The organism is Brevundimonas sp. AVps23W, assembly GCF_058681395.1.
In genome coordinates this window covers 3,101,515-3,117,720 of sequence record NZ_CM178738.1, presented here as the reverse complement: position 1 = coordinate 3,117,720, position 16,206 = coordinate 3,101,515, and the positions used below count along the sequence as shown (strand labels likewise).

The window sequence follows — 16,206 nt, the reverse complement described above, 5'->3', positions numbered from 1 at the left end:
GCCATGGATCGTATTGCATGACACGCCGGGGTCTGTTCGCACCCGCCCTGGGCCTTCTCGCCGGCGCCTGTTCGCCCCTGGGGTTGCTCAACAGCCTGGGGCCTCGCGACGCCGGCGCGCGTCGCGTCGCGCGTGACATCGCCTATGGCGACGACGCCCGGCAGCGGATGGATCTGTATGCTCCGACTGCCGGCGGACCCTATCCGACTCTGGTCTTCTTCTATGGCGGAGGATGGGATTCAGGGTCGCGCGAACTCTACGGCTGGGCGGCGCAGGCCCTGGCGGCGCAAGGGTTTGTCGTGGCCCTCCCCGATTATCGGCTGGCGCCCCAGGCCGTCTTCCCCGCCTTCATCGAAGACGCCGCCGCCGCCACGGCCAGGACGGCCGATATCGCCGCCGCTCATGGCGGAGATCCCGACAGACTGGGTGTCCTGGGTCATTCGGCGGGCGCGCATCTGGCCATGATGATTGCGCTGGACCGCCGCTATATGGAGGCCGTGGGTCGTCCTGGCCTGATCAAGGCGGCGGCGGGTTTGGCCGGTCCCTATGATTTCCTGCCGCTTGACGCGGGGGCGGCGCGGAACGCCTTCGGGCGGGCGCCGGACCCTACTTTGACACAGCCGGTCACCTTCGTTCGTCCCGACGCACCGCCGATCTGGTTGGGCCATGGCACAGAAGATGTCGTGGTTCACGCAGAGGACACGACCATTCTGGACCAGCGTATGAGGGCGGCCGGCGGACGATCCGAGGCGAAACTCTATCCCGGCCTGGATCATGCCGACATGGTCGCCACCTTCTCACCGCTCTTCCGCAAGAAGGCGACCGTGCTGGCCGACGTGACCCGATTCTTCCATCGGGAGCTGGCGCCGGGAGCTGGATTGAGTCGCGATCCCCAGTTTTTGTGAGTGAACCGCATTTTCGTTAGAGGGGCACCCTTTTCAAAAATGCGACTTAATGCCAATATGACTGCGGGTCGGATTTAAGTATTCGTACCGATCTTTTACGGCCCGTTCCGAACCTGACCTGGCTCCGGTGCGCGTATGCGCGCCGAACCTGCTGGCTCCGGGACGGGCCGTCTCCGTATGGAGACCGCCAGCGCGCGCAAACATCGAAATTTGGGAAGGTGGTGCGGGCGGCCGGGGTCGAACCGGCACTCCTCTCGGAACTGGATTTTGAATCCAGCGCGTCTACCAATTCCACCACGCCCGCAGCGGAAGGATCGCCTCATGCCACAGAGGCGACGGCGGCGTAAAGCGTGAACCTTAAGTCACGACCTCAACATGTGGATCAACGCCACCGGCCAGAACCCGCTTGGCGCGGATGTACATCTCGACGCGTTGCATGACGATCATGCCCATGGCGAGGACCAGGAAGGCGTCGGTGACGGCCATGGCGTTCAAATGCCATTCGGCGGCGTGGGTCTCAATCATGTCGCGCAGGCCGGCGCGGCCCGCGAACAGCACGACCAGCAGGATCAGGCCAAGGGGCGAGGCCTGGGCCATCAGGGAGCCGTCCGGCTCCTTTTCGATGGTGACGGTCTTGCCGCGATACCAGCCGGCGGCGCCGCCCAGAAGGGCGCCCAGGGCCAGGACGGCCCAGGCGTCGGGGCCGAAGGGAGCGTGGACGGCGCGCGGGCTGTAGCTCGAGCCCCAGATCCCAAGCCCGATCAGGGGTACGACGATAGCGGGCATGATCCACAGGAACTGCGGTTTCAGCACCCGCTTGCGCCGGTTCTTCAGCAGCACCAGGATCAGCACGGCTGGGAAGACCAGCAGCGGTATGAGCTTCTCGGGCGACATGGCGATCCTCCGGCGCCTCCCCCCGGAGACTGATCGCCGTCAGCCTAGCGCTGTTACGGGCGGCTTGGAAGCGGGGCGACCGTCTGTTCGATGGCGCCGAAGATCGAGTGATGGTGGTCGTCCAGCATCTCGATCCGGACCGTGTCGCCATGGGCCAGGAAGGGGGTCTCGGGCGCGCCGCGCAGGATCGTCTCGACCGTGCGGACCTCGGCGATGCAGGAATAGCCCAGGCCGCCTTCGGAGACCGGCTTGCCGGGGCCGCCGTCGGCGTCGCGGTTCGAGACGGTGCCCGAGCCGATGATGGTCCCGGCCGACAGGGACCGGGTCTTGGCCAGGTGGGCGATCAGGGTTCCGAAGTCGAAGGTCATGTCCACGCCGGCGTCGGCCTTGCCGAAGTCGGCGCCGTTCAGCTGGACGGTCAGTTCGCCGTGCAGCTTGCCGTCCTTCCAGCGGTCGCCCAGAGCCTCGGGCGTCACGAAGACGGGGGACAGGGCGCTGGCGGGCTTGGACTGGACGAAGCCGAACCCCTTGGCCAGTTCGGCCGGGATCAGGTTGCGCAGGGAGACGTCGTTGACCAGGCCGACCAGGCGGATGGCGGCCAGGGCCTGGTCCCGCGTCGCGCCCTGGGGCACGTCGCCGACGACGACCACGATCTCGGCCTCAAGGTCGCAGCCCCAGGCGGGGTCGGCGAGGGGGATTGGGTCACGAGGCGCCAGGAAGCCGTCGGAACCGCCCTGGTACATCAGGGGATCGGTCCAGAAGCTGGCGGGCATTTCGGCGCCGCGCGCGCGGCGCACCAGCTCGACATGGTTCACATAGGCCGAGCCGTCAGCCCACTGATAGGCGCGGGGCAGGGGCGAGGCGGCGTCGCGTTCGTGGAAGCGGCCGCGCGGCACGGCCTCATGCTCCAGGCTCTCGGCCAGGGCCAGAAGCCGGGGTCCGCAGCGCTCCCAGTCGTCCAGCGCGGCCTGGAGGGTGGGGGCGATCAGGAAGGCGTCGGTGAACCAGTGCAGGTCCTGCGAGACGACCACGAGGCGGCCGTCGCGGCCGTGCTTGAGCGAGGCGAGTTTCATGCCCAAGGCCTAGCCCGAATTCGCGGCGGGGGGAACAGAGGGGCAGTCAGTGGCGGGCGCCGCCGACGTGACCGGGGGCGCCTGGGCGAGGGGTCGAGAGCTGGCGGTGGGCGGCGCGCAGCTCGCGGATCCGCTCCTCGCGCCGGCACCAATGATCGTTGAACTGGGCCACGGCTTCGCGCAGGGCGGCGAGTTGCTCCGGCTTGGTCATGTCGCGCTCGACCTCCTTGTCCGTCGGCTTGTCGGGCGCCGGGGGCGGGGCGGGCTTGGGCGGATGGGGGGCGTAGGCGGGCTTCTCCAGCACCTCGACTCCGTGATCCTCGTGGGCTTCCGGGGCGCCGTGTTCGACGCGGTCGCCCTTGATGACCACATGGCTGTTGGACACCACGGTGACATTGGCGGGGACGGCGGCAGGCCGATGCGAGGTCTCGCCGTGACCGGGCTTGTGGACGTGATCAGGCGCGGGCTCTTCCTTAGGCTTTACGGCCTCCTTGATCCGGCCCTTCAGGGCGTGGTCGATGGCCTTCAGCGGCTTGGCGGGGCCGTCGGCCAGGACCACGACAGCGCCCAGGCAGTCGTCCAGGGTGGCGCGCAGGGTCTTGGCGGCGCCGGTCAGGGCGTCGCTGTTGGCGGTCATGGCCGCCTGACAGGCGCGGTCGATGGCACGCCAGATCGATTCGGCAGCGTCGGGTTGGGCGGTCGAGGCGCTCTTGCCCGCCCGCCAGGCCAGGACCATCAGTCCGAGGACCAGGGCCGCCAGCAGCAGGAGCAGCAGCGGGTGAACGCCGAGGAATAGCGTAGAATCAACGGGTTCGAACGCCGCCGGATCGGGCGTCTGGAAGTCCTGCGGATAGTTGGAGACGTTCGCCGACATGCCGCACCCTGTCTGACCCGTTGTTCGCCGACCCATGATGCCGCAGCCGCGAAGCTGGGCCAAGTGAAAGCTTAACGATGTTCGGTGAGCAGGGCCTTGGCCTCGGCGCCGGCGCGGGCGGCGGGGTCGCGCACCTCGACCTCGACCACCACCCCGCCCTCGGGTTCGACCGCCCACAGATAGCGGCGCTCGACCTCGACCTCGCGGCCGGACGGGGCGAATCCGACATAGGAGTCGCCCCAGGGGGTGATCTTCTTCAACTCGACGAAGGGCATGGCGCAGGCGGCGTCCAGCTCTTCTTCGGCCATCTTGGTCAGTTCGTCGTCGGTCGGGGTCATGGGGTCAGTCTTACAGGAGGAAACGGCTTTTTGCTTTCGTCATCCTCCGGGCCGCGAAGCGGAACCGGGGGACCCAGCGGCGCCGAAGGCGAAATTCATCCGCCGCAAGAACGCTAAGGGGCGAGTCCGCGACAGGTTCGCGCTCGCGCGCGCCGCTGGGTCCCCCGATCTGCGCCGCTGCGCGGCTTGTCGGAGGATGACGAAAGAGGAGGTCAGTCTTCGTCGGCATAGATGGCGACGTGGGGCGGCGTATTCGAGGCCACGGCGCCCCGATACATGCCCGAGGTGTTCATGGCGAAGGCCGGCGTTCCGTCCAGCCCCATGACGATGACGCCGCCGTCACCGCCGAGGGCGCCCACCTCTGCGATTTCCGCTTGGGCGGCGACGGCTCCCGTGTGAAGTTCATCTACGATCGTGATCGTATCGCCATCGCTTGATCGATTGGCGGCATCTGCGTTCTCTAACGCTGAGGACAGACTTCCATTGCGATTTTCACGCATGGTTCGAATCCGGGTGCAGATGTCGCGGGCCACGGTGGAGCGGATGAAATACTCGCCCGAGCCGGTGGCGGAGACCGCGCAGCCGTCGGCGTTGGAGGCGTAGGTGCCGGCGCCGATGATCGGCACGTCGCCGACTCGGCCCCAGCGTTTGGCGGTCATGCCGCCGGTCGAGGTGGCGGCGGCGAGACGGCCCTGGCTGTCCAGGGCGACGGCGCCGACGGTGCCGAACTTGCGTTCGTTCAGAGGCGGAGCGACGGCCGCTTGGGCTCCGGGCGCGGGCGCGCCGGCGGGACGGGCGGGCAGGGGCAGGCCGGTCTCGGTCAGGGCCTTGATCAGGCCCTGCCAGCGGCGTTCGGTGAAGAAGAAGGACGGATCGACCTGTTCGAGACCGGCCTGGGCGGCGAAGGCGTCGGCGCCCGGGCCGATCAGCATGACGTGCGGCGACTGTTCCATCACCGCGCGGGCGGCGGCGACCGGGTGGCGGGTGGTGGTCAGGCCGGCGACGGCGCCGGCGGTCAGGTCCGCACCGTTCATGACGGCGGCGTCCAGCTCGTTGCGGCCGGCGGCGGTGAAGACGGCGCCCCGCCCGGCGTTGAACAGGGGATCGTCCTCCATGACCTGGACGGCGGCCTGGACCGCGTCCAGCGCCGAGCCGTCGCGCGCCAGGACCGCCGATCCGGCGTCCAGCGCCCGTTGCAGGGCGGCGCGATAGGCGGCGTCCTGTTCCGGCGTCAGGCTGGATCGCTCGATCACGCCCGCGCCGCCGTGGATGGCCAGGGACCAGCGCGGGACGTCGGTCGGGGTCTGGGCGGAGGCGGGGGATGCGGCGAGAACGGTCAGGGCGGCGAGGGCGGTCGAAACGGTGCGCAGCTGCATGAATGCACGAATCCACCCGAATTTTTTTGAGTCTATTTTAGTGGATTCTTCGGCGGCGCCGGGGCGGGGCGACGCGTGGTGATGCGCCTGTGGTTCAGTCCGAGTCGTTCGTGTCATGGCCGGCTCCCCGCGTTGAGCCGCCATTCTAACCCGGCGTGGGGGCGTGTCAGGTCGATGGCGGTGAGAATCTGAAAAGCGGTGCGTTTTTCAGAAGCGAGACGGGCGAGATTGTGCGTGTGATCTCATTTGCCGTCACCCTCGGGCTTGTCCCGAGGGCCCACCTGTCCGCCGCACTAAACCCGGCCGCAGGTCGAAGCCGCGTCCGCCGTGGGCCCTCGGGACGAGCCCGAGGGTGACGGGGCTCATCCCCGATGGTGCAGTCGCTTCCAGACGCGGTAGCCGACGATGGGGGCGAAGCCGCAGATCAGGGCGGCGAGGAGGACCGTCCAGAATCCGCCGTCCAGCCAGAACTTGCCCGCCAGGGCGCCGGCGCCGGCCGCGAGGGCCGGGCCGAGCCAGGGCAGCCAGGTCGGCGGCCGCATCCGCATTCAGGCGTCGACCTTGATGACGCCGCGACGGATCTGGTCCAGTTCGATGGAGTCGAACAGGGCCTGGAAATTGCCGTTGCCGAAGCCCTCGTTGCCCTTGCGCTGGATGATCTCGAAGAAGATCGGGCCGAAGGTGTCCTGGGTGAAGATCTGCAGCAGCAGGCCCTCCTCGTCAGACCCGTCGATCAGGATGCGGTTTTTGCGCATCCGTTCCACGTCCTCGCCATGGTTGGGCAGGCGTTTGTCGATCAGCTCGAAATAGGTCTCGATCGTGTCCTGGAAATCGACGCCCCGGGCCCGCATGGCCTCGACCGTCTCGAAAATGTTCTCGGTGGTCAGGGCGATGTGCTGGATGCCTTCGCCGTTGTAGCGGCGCAGGAATTCCTCGATCTGGGAATTGTCGTCCTGGCTTTCGTTCAGCGGGATGCGGATGGCGCGGTCGGGCGCGATCATGGCCTGCGAGAACAGGCCGGTCGCCTTGCCCTTGATGTCGAAATACTTCTGCTCTTCGAAGTTGAAGACCGAGCCGTAGAAGCCCGACCAGGTGCGCATCTGGCCGCGACGGACGTTGTGGGTCAGGTGATCCAGGATCTCGAGACCCATCGAATTCTTGCGCTCGGCCTCTTCCCAGCCTTCGATCTCGTCCCAGGTGTCGTACAGCGAGCCGGCGTCGCCGTACTGGTCGATGACGTACAGCAGCGAACCGCCGATGCCCTGAAGGATGTAGGGATAGTCGCCCAGGGCGCCCCCGTTCGCATCGGTCGCCGCCACGGCGCCGCGTTCCAGCGCGCCCTCATAGGCAGCCTTGGCGTCGCTGGTGCGGAAGGCCATGCCGTTGGCCGAGGGGCCGTGGTCGGCGGCGAAGGCCTGGGCCTGGCCCTTGGGCGTGCGGTGGACCAGGAAGGAGATGTCGCCCTGTTTCAGGCGCACGACATCCGTCTTGGGGTTCACATGGGTCTGGGTGAAGCCCATCATTTCAAGGCGCGCGATCATCGCCTTCGGTTCCGGGCCGGTGAACTCGACGAATTCGAATCCATCGACGCCGAGGGGGTTTTCCAGGTTGATCTGTTCCGCAGTCGTCTGATCAGGGGTGGGGGTCATGTCGTTCATGGCGCGTCTCCCGCGTAGCTTTGGTGGCGGGCTTAACCGAAAGGGGCCGCCGATTGGCGCGGAACCTAGTCGCGGATGACGACAGAGCCAAGGCAGACCACGGGGTCGTGATGCCGGCCGCTCCAGCGGCCCCTGAAGATTCAGCGCAGGACGGCCTCGGTATCGGCCAGACGCACATCATGCATCTGGTCCAGATAGGCGTCGTAGTAGCCCTTGTGCGCCGCGCCGACGATGGTCAGCATCCGCGTGCCGGGATAGCGGCCCAGCACGTCGCGCATATTGGCGACCATGCGCAGGTTGCGGGTTTCCCAGAAGCCGACGTACTGGCGGCCAAAACCTTGGGACGACGGTTCCATCAGTGCGGCGCCGAAGTCCGACTGATAGACCAGAGCCGGCGCATCCGACGCATTATAGGTGCGGTACATCTGAAGAACACCGTCCGGTTCGGCCAAGGCGGCGCGCAGGCGGGTATCGGTCGCCCTGCGGGCATGGCTGGCGGGATTGTCCCACGCGCTCATGATCGCCGCGCCGTAGGCTTCCACTTCGGCGGGATCGGCGCCGTCCGACGAGTCGGCGGAATGGTCGTCGACGCTCCAGAGACGCTCCAGACCGAGTTGAGCCGCAAGAGGCGCCGCGATCAGATAGGTCTCGTTGTGCTCGGCTTTGATCCTGTTCAAGTTCGTGACCAGAGCCGCATTCAGGCCGTCTTGCGCGATACGGTCCTCCGGTTGGAGGCGAAGCCACTGCACGAGCGCGGATCCGTTTTCTCCCGCAGCCATGAAGACCGCCGCCAGACGGCGTCGCTGGGCGGGCGTGGGTTGAGCGGGCCAATCCGAGAGAAGACGCTCGGCCTCGGCATTGGCGGCCGGCACGTCCAGGTTCACGGCCGCGTTGGCGACGGTGGTATCGTCGCAATAGGTCTTGACCGTTTCGGCATAGCGCGACGGATAGCGACGCAGGCTGTCGCACTGCAGGCCGGATAGGTCTTCCGTTGCGATGGCGGTGGGCCGCCAGGCGGCGAGGCGATCCAGAAGCGGCGTCAGCAGGGCGGGCTGAAAGCTATCGTCCAGATTCGAAAGATGCGGCGTGCCGAGCACCAGCACCTCGTTCGGCGCACCGGCGGGAGGCCCTTTCAGTTCGGACGGATGGAAGGCGGGGTGATAGGCGGGCGGCGCGACCTGCTGGGCCAGGGCTGATGATCCAGCGGTCAGAGCCAGTAGGACGGACGACAGGGCCGGTGACAGGAATCGCAAAGAACGGATCATCGCGGGAGCCTCGAGGCTGAAAGAAGGACGCCGCCTCATGGCGACGCGAGACGCTTCATCCGACGAAACGATGATCGACGCCCGTTAAACTTTGGACATTCTGGGGCGTGGTTCAGCCCGCTGCGGGAATCGTGGTGTTGTGGATCAACGCATCGGTGGGAGCGGCGGGGGATGGCGATGACACAGTTGAAGAGCGGCGACGGTGTGGAGGACGGGCCTGTCCGGCTGTGGGTGCTGTGGCGGAGGCTAAAGGCGCTATTTCCAGTCTGGAGCCTCCTCCCCTCCAGCCTCTACACGCCCGGCGCCTGGGGCTATGCGGGGGTGGATTTCGTCAGCGGGTTCCGCCGCAACCCCTCGACGCTGAAGACCTTCGATCTATTGGACGGGGTGGATGAAGCTGGCTTCGAAGCCCTGTACGCTCTGGCGAATCTGAACGCGCGTCGGCAGGACCAGATTTTACGGTTCGTCATCGTCGGTTATCTGACGGTCCCGCTGTCGATCCTGGCCCTGCTGGCCGAGCTGGCGGGAGATAGTCTGTTGAGCTTCACGCGCTCCCATATGTGGGAGGTGATCAGTCTCCTCGTCGCCGTGGGCTTGGGGCCGATCACCTATATGATGAGCCAGTGGCGGTCGCGTCAGATCATCGGCGTGCTGGACCTGGTCCGCATCGAGCGGGGGCTGGCGTCGGATCGGTCGAACGACTAGCCGTCAACCCGGCAGCAGCCGCGTCGCCCATTCCGCGCCCAGCAACAGTCCTGCCGCCACCACGCCCAGGATCGTCAGCCAGCCCGTCGTCACCGCCGCCCCGGCGAGAACGAACAGGCCGTCGCGCTGGATCAGGCCGACCGACAGCAGGGCCAGGGCGACCGACGGGATGGTGTTGGTCATCGGCAGGACGATGGTCAGGGTGGCCAGGATCATGAAGGCCGCCGCCAGCTTCTCGCCCGGCCCGTCGGCGAAGCGACGCAGGCGGGGGCGCGACAGCCGGTCGATCCAGCCCAGTTTCGACTCGGCGAAATCGGCCATGGCCTTCAGCCATGACGCCTTGGCGCGCAGGTTCAGCAGCCAGCGCGGCAGCCAGGGCTCCTCGCGCCCGACCAGCATCTGCGCGGCCAGCAGAATGATCGCGACGCCGACGACCTGGGGCACGCCGTACAGGCCGGGGACCAGGCAGGGGATGGACAGCAGCAGGATCAGCAGGCCGTAGGCCCGCTCGTCCAGCCGGTCGCGGATCTCGTCCAGGGTCAGGCCGGCCTCGCCGCCTTCGTCGGAAAGTCGGCGCAGCAGGCGGGTGAGGTTTTGGCTGACGTCGTCGGCGAGGCCAGCGGGGCGGGGAGCGGTCATTGGACGCTCCTTAAATGGAGGCGACGGCGGTCGCGAGCGTTGCGGTGTCGCAGCGGGTGACGGGGAGGCCGGGTCTTGCTACGGCTTCAGGTCTCCCGGGGGACTATCCATGCTTCGCAAGCTCTATGACGGCGTCTTCAATCTGGCGCGCCATCGTCACGCCACGCCCGCGCTGGCGGTGGTGTCCTTCGCCGAGAGTTCGTTCTTTCCCATTCCGCCCGATGTGATGCTGGCGCCGATGATCCTGGCCAAGCCGGAGAAGGCCTATTTCTATGCAGGCGTCTGCACCCTGGCTTCGGTTCTGGGGGGGATCCTGGGCTACGCCATCGGCTATTTCCTGACCGACGTCGGCTTGGCGATCCTGAAGCTGCTGGGCCATGCGGACGGGCTGGATCATTTCCGCGAGTGGTTCGCCCAGTGGGGGCTGTGGGTCATATTGATCAAGGGCTTCACCCCCATTCCCTACAAGCTGGTGACCATCGCCTCGGGCCTGGCGGCCTTCAGCTTCCCGATCTTCATGGCGGCGTCAGTGGCGACGCGCGGCGGGCGGTTCTTTCTGGAGGCCTGGATCCTGAAGACCTGGGGACCGGCCATGCTGGCCCAGGTCGAGAAGCGGCTGGCTCTGTGGTCCGGGATCGGGTTGGCGGTGCTGATCGCCCTGATCGTCGTGCTGAAGCTTCTGTAAGTCGACGGCGAGACTGGACCGGAGTAAGACCGTTTCACGATGAGAAACCTCTATCGCCTGCTGACCCGTTGGTGGACCGCCTTCGCCCTGGCCGCGTCGCTGGCCATGCTGGGTGCGGCCCATGCGTTTGAGCGCTTCGCGGGCCTGGCGCCCTGCAACCTGTGTCTGAAGCAGCGCGAGGTCTATTGGGGCGCGGTGGCCGTAGCGGTGGTGGCGACGTCCTGGACCATTCTGAGCGGCAGCCGGCGGGGCACGCCCCGGATCGCCTCCTTCCTGCTGGCCGCCGTTTTCGCCACCGGCGCGATCACCGCGATCTTCCACGTGGGCGGCGAATACAAGTGGTGGAGCCTGCCGGCGACTTGCGTCGGCGGGGGCGCGGTGGATCTGGAAAGCCTGACCGCCCTGGCGCTGGGGACGGGGCCGAGCCAGCGGGTGGCCATGTGCGACGCCGTGGCCTGGAGCTGGCTGGGCGTGTCGATGGCCGGGTGGAACGCCCTGATATCCCTGGCGTTGGCGATATTCAGCCTGCTGGCGGCCAAACGCCCCAAGGACGCCCGCGCCCCCCGGTTCGAAAAGGCCTGACGCCATGACCGAAGCCGCCCCTCATATCCCGCTGCCTCGCCCCGGAATGGGCGCCAGCAAGGCGCGGATGGACGAGATCCTGCGGGTCGATCACGCCGGCGAATATGCGGCCGTGCTGATCTACCGCGCCCAGAAGGCTGTGTTCGAAGGGCGCAAGGCCCATGGCGACATGGTGCGCGACCTGGGCGAGATGCAGGACCAGGAGGCGGTGCATCTGGCGCGGTTCGAACGGCTGCTGAACGAGCGCCGGGTGCGACCCACGGCGATGACGCCGCTGTGGCGGATCGCGGCCTCGGCCCTGGGGGCAGGCACCGCCCTGATGGGCGAGAAGGCGGCGCACGCCTGCACCGAGGCGGTGGAGAGCGTGATCGAGAAACACTATGCCGACCAGATCGCCGAGATCGGCGACCGCGACCCGGCCCTGGCCGCCGAGCTGAAACAGTTCCGCGACGAGGAACTGGCCCACCACGACCACGCCATCGACCACGGCAGCCGCGAGGCGCCGGCCTATCGGCTGCTGAGCGGGGTGATCAAGGCGGGGTGCCGGGTGGCGATCAAGGTCAGCGAGAAGGTCTGAGGGCCACGCCCGCTCCCCGTCGTCGCAGCCGCCTATAATCGTCATCCTCGCCCTTGTGGCGAGGATCCATACTCCCGGTCTTTGAGGTCGGGCGGGGCTGCGGAGGCGCCGGGAGTATGGATCCTAGGGACAAGCCCTAGGATGACGGAGCCAGGGGGGTGCGGTTCCCCCTTCAGAAGATCTCGAACAACCCCGCGGCCCCCATTCCGCCGCCGATGCACATGGTGACGACGCCGTATTTGGCGCCGCGCCGCTTGCCCTCGATCAGGACGTGGCCGGTCATGCGGGCGCCCGACATGCCGTAGGGATGGCCGATGGAGATGGCGCCGCCCGAGACGTTCAAAAGCTCGTCCGGAATGCCCAGGGTGTCGCGGCAATAGAGAACCTGGACCGCAAAGGCCTCGTTCAGTTCCCAGATGCCGATGTCGTCCACCGTCAGGCCGTGGCGTTTCAGCAGTTTGGGCACGGCGTAGACCGGGCCGATGCCCATCTCGTCCGGTTCGACCCCCGCCACCGCCATGCCGCGATAGGCGCCCAGCGGCTGGAGGTTGCGCTTCACCGCCTCGCCGGCCTCCATGATCACGCAGGCCGAGGCGCCGTCGGAAAGCTGGGACGCGTTGCCTGCGGTGATGAATTCGCCCTGCTGAATCTCCTCGCCGCTGCCGAAGACCGGCTTCAACGCCTTCAGGCCCTCAAGCGTCGTGTCGGGCCGGTTGCCCTCGTCCTTCGACAGGGTCACGTCTTTCGAGGCGGTCTCGCCGGTCGCCTTGTCCGTGACCAGCATGGTGGTGGTCATGGGCACGATCTCGGCGTCCAGCCGACCTTCCGCCTGGGCCGCCGCCGTCCGCTGCTGGGACTGAAGGGCGTATTCGTCCTGGCGGTCGCGGCTGATGTTGTGGCGACGGGCCACGACCTCGGCCGTCTCCAGCATCGACATATACATATGGGGCGCCAGTTTCAGTAGGGCCTCGTCCTTGCCCCGGTACAGGTTCATGTGCTGGTTCTGGACCAGGGAGATGCTCTCCAGTCCGCCGCCGACCGCCATCTTCTGCTGGTCGAACACCACCTGTTTGGCCGCTGTGGCTATGCCCATCAGGCCGGAGGCGCACTGGCGGTCCAGGCTCATGCCCGGAACCGTCGAGGGCAGGCCGGCGGCCAGGGCGATCTGGCGGGCGACATTGGTTCCGGTCGATCCCTGCTGCAGGGCCGCGCCCATGATCACGTCCTCGATCTCGGCCGGATCGACGCCGGCGCGCTGGACCGCGTGTTTCACCGCATGGGCGCCGAGCTGCTGGGCCTGGGTGTCGTTGAACGCGCCGCGATAGGCGCGGCCGATCGGGGTGCGGGCGGTGGAGACGATAACGGCTTCGCGCATGGGACTTGCTCCTGGGGCTATGGCCCTCGGGGCTGCTGGAGCCCCGTTCCTGTCTGGTTGGACCACTTAAGACGTGGCTTGGGATGTTTCCTCGGTTCCGAAGTTAGGCGCCTCACGCGGCGTCAACGCAAGATGCGGGTCGCTTGGAACGGCGCCGCTTGCCCAATCCGCGTTCGCCCATTGTGTTGAAATGGCGCCACAGTCGCCACATTCATCGAAGCCGGGCGGAACTAGGGCGAAGGGGTGTCGTTTGGCTCGGGAATGTCGGGCAACAGCTCGGCTTCGGGCATTTTTACAGATTGAGGAAGCTATGAAGCTCAAACTTCTCGCCTCCGTCGCCGTAGCGGGGCTGTTCGCAGCTGGCGCGGCCTCGGCAGAACCCAACGGCTGGTATGGCGCGATCGACGCCGGCTATCACATGATGGACGACATCAACGCCGAGTCTTCGACGACCGGCGTGAACTGGAACTACGAGGTCAACGACGGCTGGGCGGCCTTCGCCCGTCTCGGTTACCGTTTCAACCCCAACTGGCGTGTTGAACTGGAAGGCGGCTATCGCTCGGGCGACATCGGCACCGTGCGCGCCGTGTCCGGCACTGGCGGCCTCTGCAACCTGACCCCGGCGACGGGCGGCTGCTTCTCGCCTGAAGGCGACATCGAGTCCGCCACCCTGATGGCCAACGTCATTTATGACTTCGGCTATGAAGCTTGGGGCATTCGTCCCTTCGTCGGTCTCGGCGCTGGTGTGAACCGCGTCACCACCGACACCATCGGCAACCTGCGTGACAATCGCGGCGCTGCTTTCGCAGCTGACGATGACTCGACCAAGTTCGCCGCTCAAGCGATCGCCGGTCTGGCCTGGGCCGTGGGCGACCGCACCAATATCGACCTGACCTATCGTTACCTGACGGGCGATGCGACCTTCGCTTCGACGACGAGCGCCGGCGGGACCGCCTTCGGTGAATGGGACGGCGACTACGATCAGTCGCACACCGTGACCCTGGGTCTGCGCTACAGCTTCGGTGCGGAAGAGGTGGCTCCTCCGCCGCCTGCCCCGCCTCCTCCGCCCCCGCCCCCGCCGCCTCCTCCGCCCCCGCCGCCCGCTCCGGTCGCTCAGGCTCCGGTTGACCGTCAGTTCGTGGTCTACTTCGACTGGGATCGCTCGGACCTGACGGCTGAAGCCCGCTCGGTCGTGGCTCAGGCCGCCAACTACGCCAAGTCGGGTCGTCCGACCCGCGTGGTGATCGTCGGCTACACCGACACCTCGGGCTCGGCCGCCTATAACCTCGGCCTGTCGAACCGTCGTTCGCGCACCGTTGCGGACGCCCTGGTCGCCCAAGGCGTCAACGGCGGCGCCATCTCTCTGGACGGCAAGGGCGAAACCGCCCTGGCCAAGGCCACGGCTGACGGCGTGCGTGAGCCGCTGAACCGTCGCGCCACCATCGACATCAACTTCTAAGCTTTTGTGATCGCCGGCCTGACATCCGTCGGGCCGGCGACTCAGGCATAGATTGTGCGCCGATGAGGGCGAGGGTCGTCGTTTCCTTCGGGAGGCGGCGGCCTTCGGCTGTGTGTCTTATGTTTCATGATCGGGGATATTCGTCCGATACGAGGCTCAAATTGGGTTGAACGCCTCCGTCGGAAAAGTCACAGTGGCCAGGATGATGGGGTCCTTCGCTAGCGATTTCGAAGACGCAGAGCGGCCGAGTGCGCCCCCGAGGAACGGCGTTTTGCAATCGAGAGATGTTTAATGGTGGACGCTCGCCACGTTTCTCGTTCCGTGTCGACCCGTCGGCAACGTCGTTACAGGCTTCGCGCCGAGGTTTCTTCCTATCTGCAGCCCCGCATGAGGCTGTCGCCGACATCGCCATCTGTTGACGAGTACAGCAGGGCGGCGCGCGATCTGCTTTCCCATATCAAGTCCCGTCCCGAACCGGCCGGTCTTCATGGCCGCCGGTTCCTGATCGTCTCGGCTCCGTTCGGTCGTTTCAGCCTGGCCCTGGCGGAGGTGCTCGAGGCCCGTGGCGCCACGGTGCGGCGGATGATCTTCAACGCCGGCGACGCGATGGAATGGCGTCGAGCCGGCGGCGTGGTGTTCAAGGGCGGAGACGAAGCCTGGGCGTCCCGTCTGGCGGAGATGACGGCCGGTTACACCGATGTCCTCCTGTTCGGCGAGGGCGGACCTTATAATCGCGCCGTACTGTCGTCGGCGGACAAGGGGCTGGCCGCCAAGGTCTGGGTGCTGGAGAACGGCTATTTCCGTCCGGACTGGATCACGGTGGAACGCAACGGGGTCAACGGGTCCAGCGGCTTGCCGCGCTTCAAACAAGCCTATGCGGCGCCCGCGCCGGAACTGCCTGAGCCCATTTCGGTGGGGCGTATCCTGCCGTATCATGTGGTCAACATCAGCGCCTATCATCTGGTCCAGGGGCTGGGCGGTCTGCTGTTCCCGCGCTTCGCCAACCACTACACGGTTTCGCCCCTGGCCCAGTGCTTGGGCCATATCAGACGGTACCTTGGGCTGGCTTTCCAGTCGCCCACGGCGAGCCATGTGGACGTTATCGCGGCGAGGGGGGATTTCTTCATCGCCTGTCTTCAGCGCGAGGGAGACGCGCAACTGCTGCGCTATTCGCGCTATCCCGACAATACGGCGTTTCTGGCCGGGTTGATGACCAGCTTCGCCGCCCATGCGCCCCGTCAGGCGCGGCTGGTGGTCAAGAATCATCCGCTGGATCCCGGCGTGATCGATCTGGCGGCGGTTACGCGGCGACTGGCGATAGAACATGGGCTGCAAGGCCGGGTCGATTTCATCGACGGCGGCAATCTGGCCCAGCTGTGCCGGGCGTCGCGCGGCATGGTCGTGAACAATTCAAGCGCGGCCCTGTCCGCCCTGGGCTTCCAGACCCCGGTCAAGGTGCTGGGTGACGCCTTCTTCGACTTCGACGGTCTGACGGACCAACAGTCGCTAAACAGCTTCTGGGCCGCGCCCCAGGCGCCGGATGCGGCGCTGTTTGCTCGTTTCCGCGCCCATGTGATCGCCCAAAGCCAGGTGAACGGCAATTTCCACGAACCGCGGGCGATCCAGCGGACGGCGCATGGCGTCGCGGATATGTTTGAGCGTATTTCTAACTGATCCGACATAGCGCGATATGAATGTTGCGATGGAGCCACAGAAGGGCCTTGTCGTATCACTGTCGTATAACTGTCGCCTGACATTGCAACACCAGACGTAGATGGGGCCAGATTTCGGCAGGCGACCC

17 protein-coding genes and 1 tRNA gene are annotated in these 16,206 nt (G+C 66.7%); 7 read left to right on the top strand and 11 right to left on the bottom strand.

The features are described from left to right. The first annotated feature begins 17 nt into the window (after positions 1 to 17). Complete coding sequence (locus ACW177_RS15130; RefSeq protein ID WP_492026496.1) at positions 18 to 905, top strand: alpha/beta hydrolase; 888 nt, start codon at positions 18 to 20, stop codon at positions 903 to 905. A 219-nt stretch (positions 906 to 1,124) separates the two neighbouring features. Here the strand turns inward: ACW177_RS15130 and ACW177_RS15125 are convergent. From ACW177_RS15125 to ACW177_RS15085, 9 genes are all read right to left on the bottom strand, one after another. Further along, positions 1,125 to 1,209: transfer RNA gene (locus ACW177_RS15125), tRNA-Leu, on the bottom strand. Between the two features lie 53 nt (positions 1,210 to 1,262). Beyond that, entirely contained in the window at positions 1,263 to 1,799 is a 537-nt protein-coding gene (locus tag ACW177_RS15120) for a CcdC protein domain-containing protein (RefSeq protein WP_492026495.1), read from the bottom strand. Positions 1,800 to 1,852: 53 nt separating this feature from the next. Continuing rightward, on the bottom strand, positions 1,853 to 2,872 hold the full coding sequence (locus ACW177_RS15115; protein WP_492026494.1) for a fumarylacetoacetate hydrolase family protein: 1,020 nt from the start codon (positions 2,870 to 2,872) through the stop codon (positions 1,853 to 1,855). Between the two features lie 46 nt (positions 2,873 to 2,918). Continuing rightward, positions 2,919 to 3,746, bottom strand: coding sequence for a hypothetical protein (locus ACW177_RS15110; RefSeq protein ID WP_492026493.1), 828 nt, complete (start codon positions 3,744 to 3,746; stop codon positions 2,919 to 2,921). 71 nt (positions 3,747 to 3,817) lie between these two features. Then, positions 3,818 to 4,084 (bottom strand): hypothetical protein, encoded by a 267-nt coding sequence (locus tag ACW177_RS15105; protein WP_492026492.1) that lies wholly within the window; start codon positions 4,082 to 4,084, stop codon positions 3,818 to 3,820. A 212-nt stretch (positions 4,085 to 4,296) separates the two neighbouring features. Next, positions 4,297 to 5,460 carry an isoaspartyl peptidase/L-asparaginase family protein gene (locus tag ACW177_RS15100; protein WP_492026491.1) on the bottom strand — a complete coding sequence of 388 codons (1,164 nt, stop codon included), beginning with the start codon at positions 5,458 to 5,460 and terminating at the stop codon, positions 4,297 to 4,299. Between the two features lie 362 nt (positions 5,461 to 5,822). Then, positions 5,823 to 6,002: a hypothetical protein gene (locus ACW177_RS15095; protein ID WP_492026490.1), complete on the bottom strand. Its 180-nt coding sequence runs from the start codon at positions 6,000 to 6,002 to the stop codon at positions 5,823 to 5,825. Positions 6,003 to 6,008: 6 nt separating this feature from the next. Continuing rightward, positions 6,009 to 7,118 carry a 4-hydroxyphenylpyruvate dioxygenase gene (gene hppD / locus ACW177_RS15090; RefSeq protein WP_492026489.1) on the bottom strand — a complete coding sequence of 370 codons (1,110 nt, stop codon included), beginning with the start codon at positions 7,116 to 7,118 and terminating at the stop codon, positions 6,009 to 6,011. Positions 7,119 to 7,258: 140 nt separating this feature from the next. Next, complete coding sequence (locus ACW177_RS15085) at positions 7,259 to 8,383, bottom strand: DUF5694 domain-containing protein (RefSeq protein WP_492026488.1); 1,125 nt, start codon at positions 8,381 to 8,383, stop codon at positions 7,259 to 7,261. A 177-nt stretch (positions 8,384 to 8,560) separates the two neighbouring features. Here ACW177_RS15085 and ACW177_RS15080 point away from each other — a divergent pair, with 177 nt between their 5' ends. Then, positions 8,561 to 9,088: a hypothetical protein gene (locus ACW177_RS15080; RefSeq protein WP_492026487.1), complete on the top strand. Its 528-nt coding sequence runs from the start codon at positions 8,561 to 8,563 to the stop codon at positions 9,086 to 9,088. 3 nt (positions 9,089 to 9,091) lie between these two features. Here the strand turns inward: ACW177_RS15080 and ACW177_RS15075 are convergent, their stop codons facing one another. Beyond that, positions 9,092 to 9,727, bottom strand: coding sequence for an exopolysaccharide biosynthesis protein (locus ACW177_RS15075; protein ID WP_492026486.1), 636 nt, complete (start codon positions 9,725 to 9,727; stop codon positions 9,092 to 9,094). 109 nt (positions 9,728 to 9,836) lie between these two features. Here ACW177_RS15075 and ACW177_RS15070 point away from each other — a divergent pair, with 109 nt between their 5' ends. From ACW177_RS15070 to ACW177_RS15060, 3 genes are read left to right on the top strand one after another with little or no spacing between them, the layout of a single operon-like run. Beyond that, positions 9,837 to 10,412: a YqaA family protein gene (locus ACW177_RS15070; protein WP_492026485.1), complete on the top strand. Its 576-nt coding sequence runs from the start codon at positions 9,837 to 9,839 to the stop codon at positions 10,410 to 10,412. A gap of 39 nt (positions 10,413 to 10,451) precedes the next feature. Then, positions 10,452 to 10,994: a disulfide bond formation protein B gene (locus ACW177_RS15065; RefSeq protein WP_492026484.1), complete on the top strand. Its 543-nt coding sequence runs from the start codon at positions 10,452 to 10,454 to the stop codon at positions 10,992 to 10,994. A gap of 4 nt (positions 10,995 to 10,998) precedes the next feature. Beyond that, the gene (locus ACW177_RS15060; RefSeq protein ID WP_492026483.1) at positions 10,999 to 11,571 is read left to right on the top strand and encodes a demethoxyubiquinone hydroxylase family protein; all 573 of its coding nucleotides are present in this window, start codon (positions 10,999 to 11,001) and stop codon (positions 11,569 to 11,571) included. A 172-nt stretch (positions 11,572 to 11,743) separates the two neighbouring features. Here the strand turns inward: ACW177_RS15060 and ACW177_RS15055 are convergent, their stop codons facing one another. Continuing rightward, positions 11,744 to 12,946, bottom strand: coding sequence for an acetyl-CoA C-acyltransferase (locus ACW177_RS15055; protein WP_492026482.1), 1,203 nt, complete (start codon positions 12,944 to 12,946; stop codon positions 11,744 to 11,746). 310 nt (positions 12,947 to 13,256) lie between these two features. Here ACW177_RS15055 and ACW177_RS15050 point away from each other — a divergent pair, with 310 nt between their 5' ends. Continuing rightward, positions 13,257 to 14,405: an OmpA family protein gene (locus ACW177_RS15050; RefSeq protein WP_492026481.1), complete on the top strand. Its 1,149-nt coding sequence runs from the start codon at positions 13,257 to 13,259 to the stop codon at positions 14,403 to 14,405. Between the two features lie 387 nt (positions 14,406 to 14,792). Continuing rightward, a complete protein-coding gene (locus tag ACW177_RS15045) occupies positions 14,793 to 16,079 on the top strand; it encodes a capsular polysaccharide export protein, LipB/KpsS family (RefSeq protein ID WP_492026480.1) in 1,287 nt (428 codons plus the stop codon). Positions 16,080 to 16,206 lie beyond the last annotated feature (127 nt).

Coding starts and splice junctions, on each gene's coding strand:
- ACW177_RS15130 (WP_492026496.1), top strand. CDS start 18: ATGACACGCCGGGGTCTGTTCGCACCCGCCCTGGGCCTTCTCGCCGGC.
- ACW177_RS15120 (WP_492026495.1), bottom strand. CDS start 1,799: ATGTCGCCCGAGAAGCTCATACCGCTGCTGGTCTTCCCAGCCGTGCTG.
- ACW177_RS15115 (WP_492026494.1), bottom strand. CDS start 2,872: ATGAAACTCGCCTCGCTCAAGCACGGCCGCGACGGCCGCCTCGTGGTC.
- ACW177_RS15110 (WP_492026493.1), bottom strand. CDS start 3,746: ATGTCGGCGAACGTCTCCAACTATCCGCAGGACTTCCAGACGCCCGAT.
- ACW177_RS15105 (WP_492026492.1), bottom strand. CDS start 4,084: ATGACCCCGACCGACGACGAACTGACCAAGATGGCCGAAGAAGAGCTG.
- ACW177_RS15100 (WP_492026491.1), bottom strand. CDS start 5,460: ATGCAGCTGCGCACCGTTTCGACCGCCCTCGCCGCCCTGACCGTTCTC.
- ACW177_RS15095 (WP_492026490.1), bottom strand. CDS start 6,002: ATGCGGCCGCCGACCTGGCTGCCCTGGCTCGGCCCGGCCCTCGCGGCC.
- hppD (WP_492026489.1), bottom strand. CDS start 7,118: ATGAACGACATGACCCCCACCCCTGATCAGACGACTGCGGAACAGATC.
- ACW177_RS15085 (WP_492026488.1), bottom strand. CDS start 8,383: ATGATCCGTTCTTTGCGATTCCTGTCACCGGCCCTGTCGTCCGTCCTA.
- ACW177_RS15080 (WP_492026487.1), top strand. CDS start 8,561: ATGACACAGTTGAAGAGCGGCGACGGTGTGGAGGACGGGCCTGTCCGG.
- ACW177_RS15075 (WP_492026486.1), bottom strand. CDS start 9,727: ATGACCGCTCCCCGCCCCGCTGGCCTCGCCGACGACGTCAGCCAAAAC.
- ACW177_RS15070 (WP_492026485.1), top strand. CDS start 9,837: ATGCTTCGCAAGCTCTATGACGGCGTCTTCAATCTGGCGCGCCATCGT.
- ACW177_RS15065 (WP_492026484.1), top strand. CDS start 10,452: ATGAGAAACCTCTATCGCCTGCTGACCCGTTGGTGGACCGCCTTCGCC.
- ACW177_RS15060 (WP_492026483.1), top strand. CDS start 10,999: ATGACCGAAGCCGCCCCTCATATCCCGCTGCCTCGCCCCGGAATGGGC.
- ACW177_RS15055 (WP_492026482.1), bottom strand. CDS start 12,946: ATGCGCGAAGCCGTTATCGTCTCCACCGCCCGCACCCCGATCGGCCGC.
- ACW177_RS15050 (WP_492026481.1), top strand. CDS start 13,257: ATGAAGCTCAAACTTCTCGCCTCCGTCGCCGTAGCGGGGCTGTTCGCA.
- ACW177_RS15045 (WP_492026480.1), top strand. CDS start 14,793: ATGAGGCTGTCGCCGACATCGCCATCTGTTGACGAGTACAGCAGGGCG.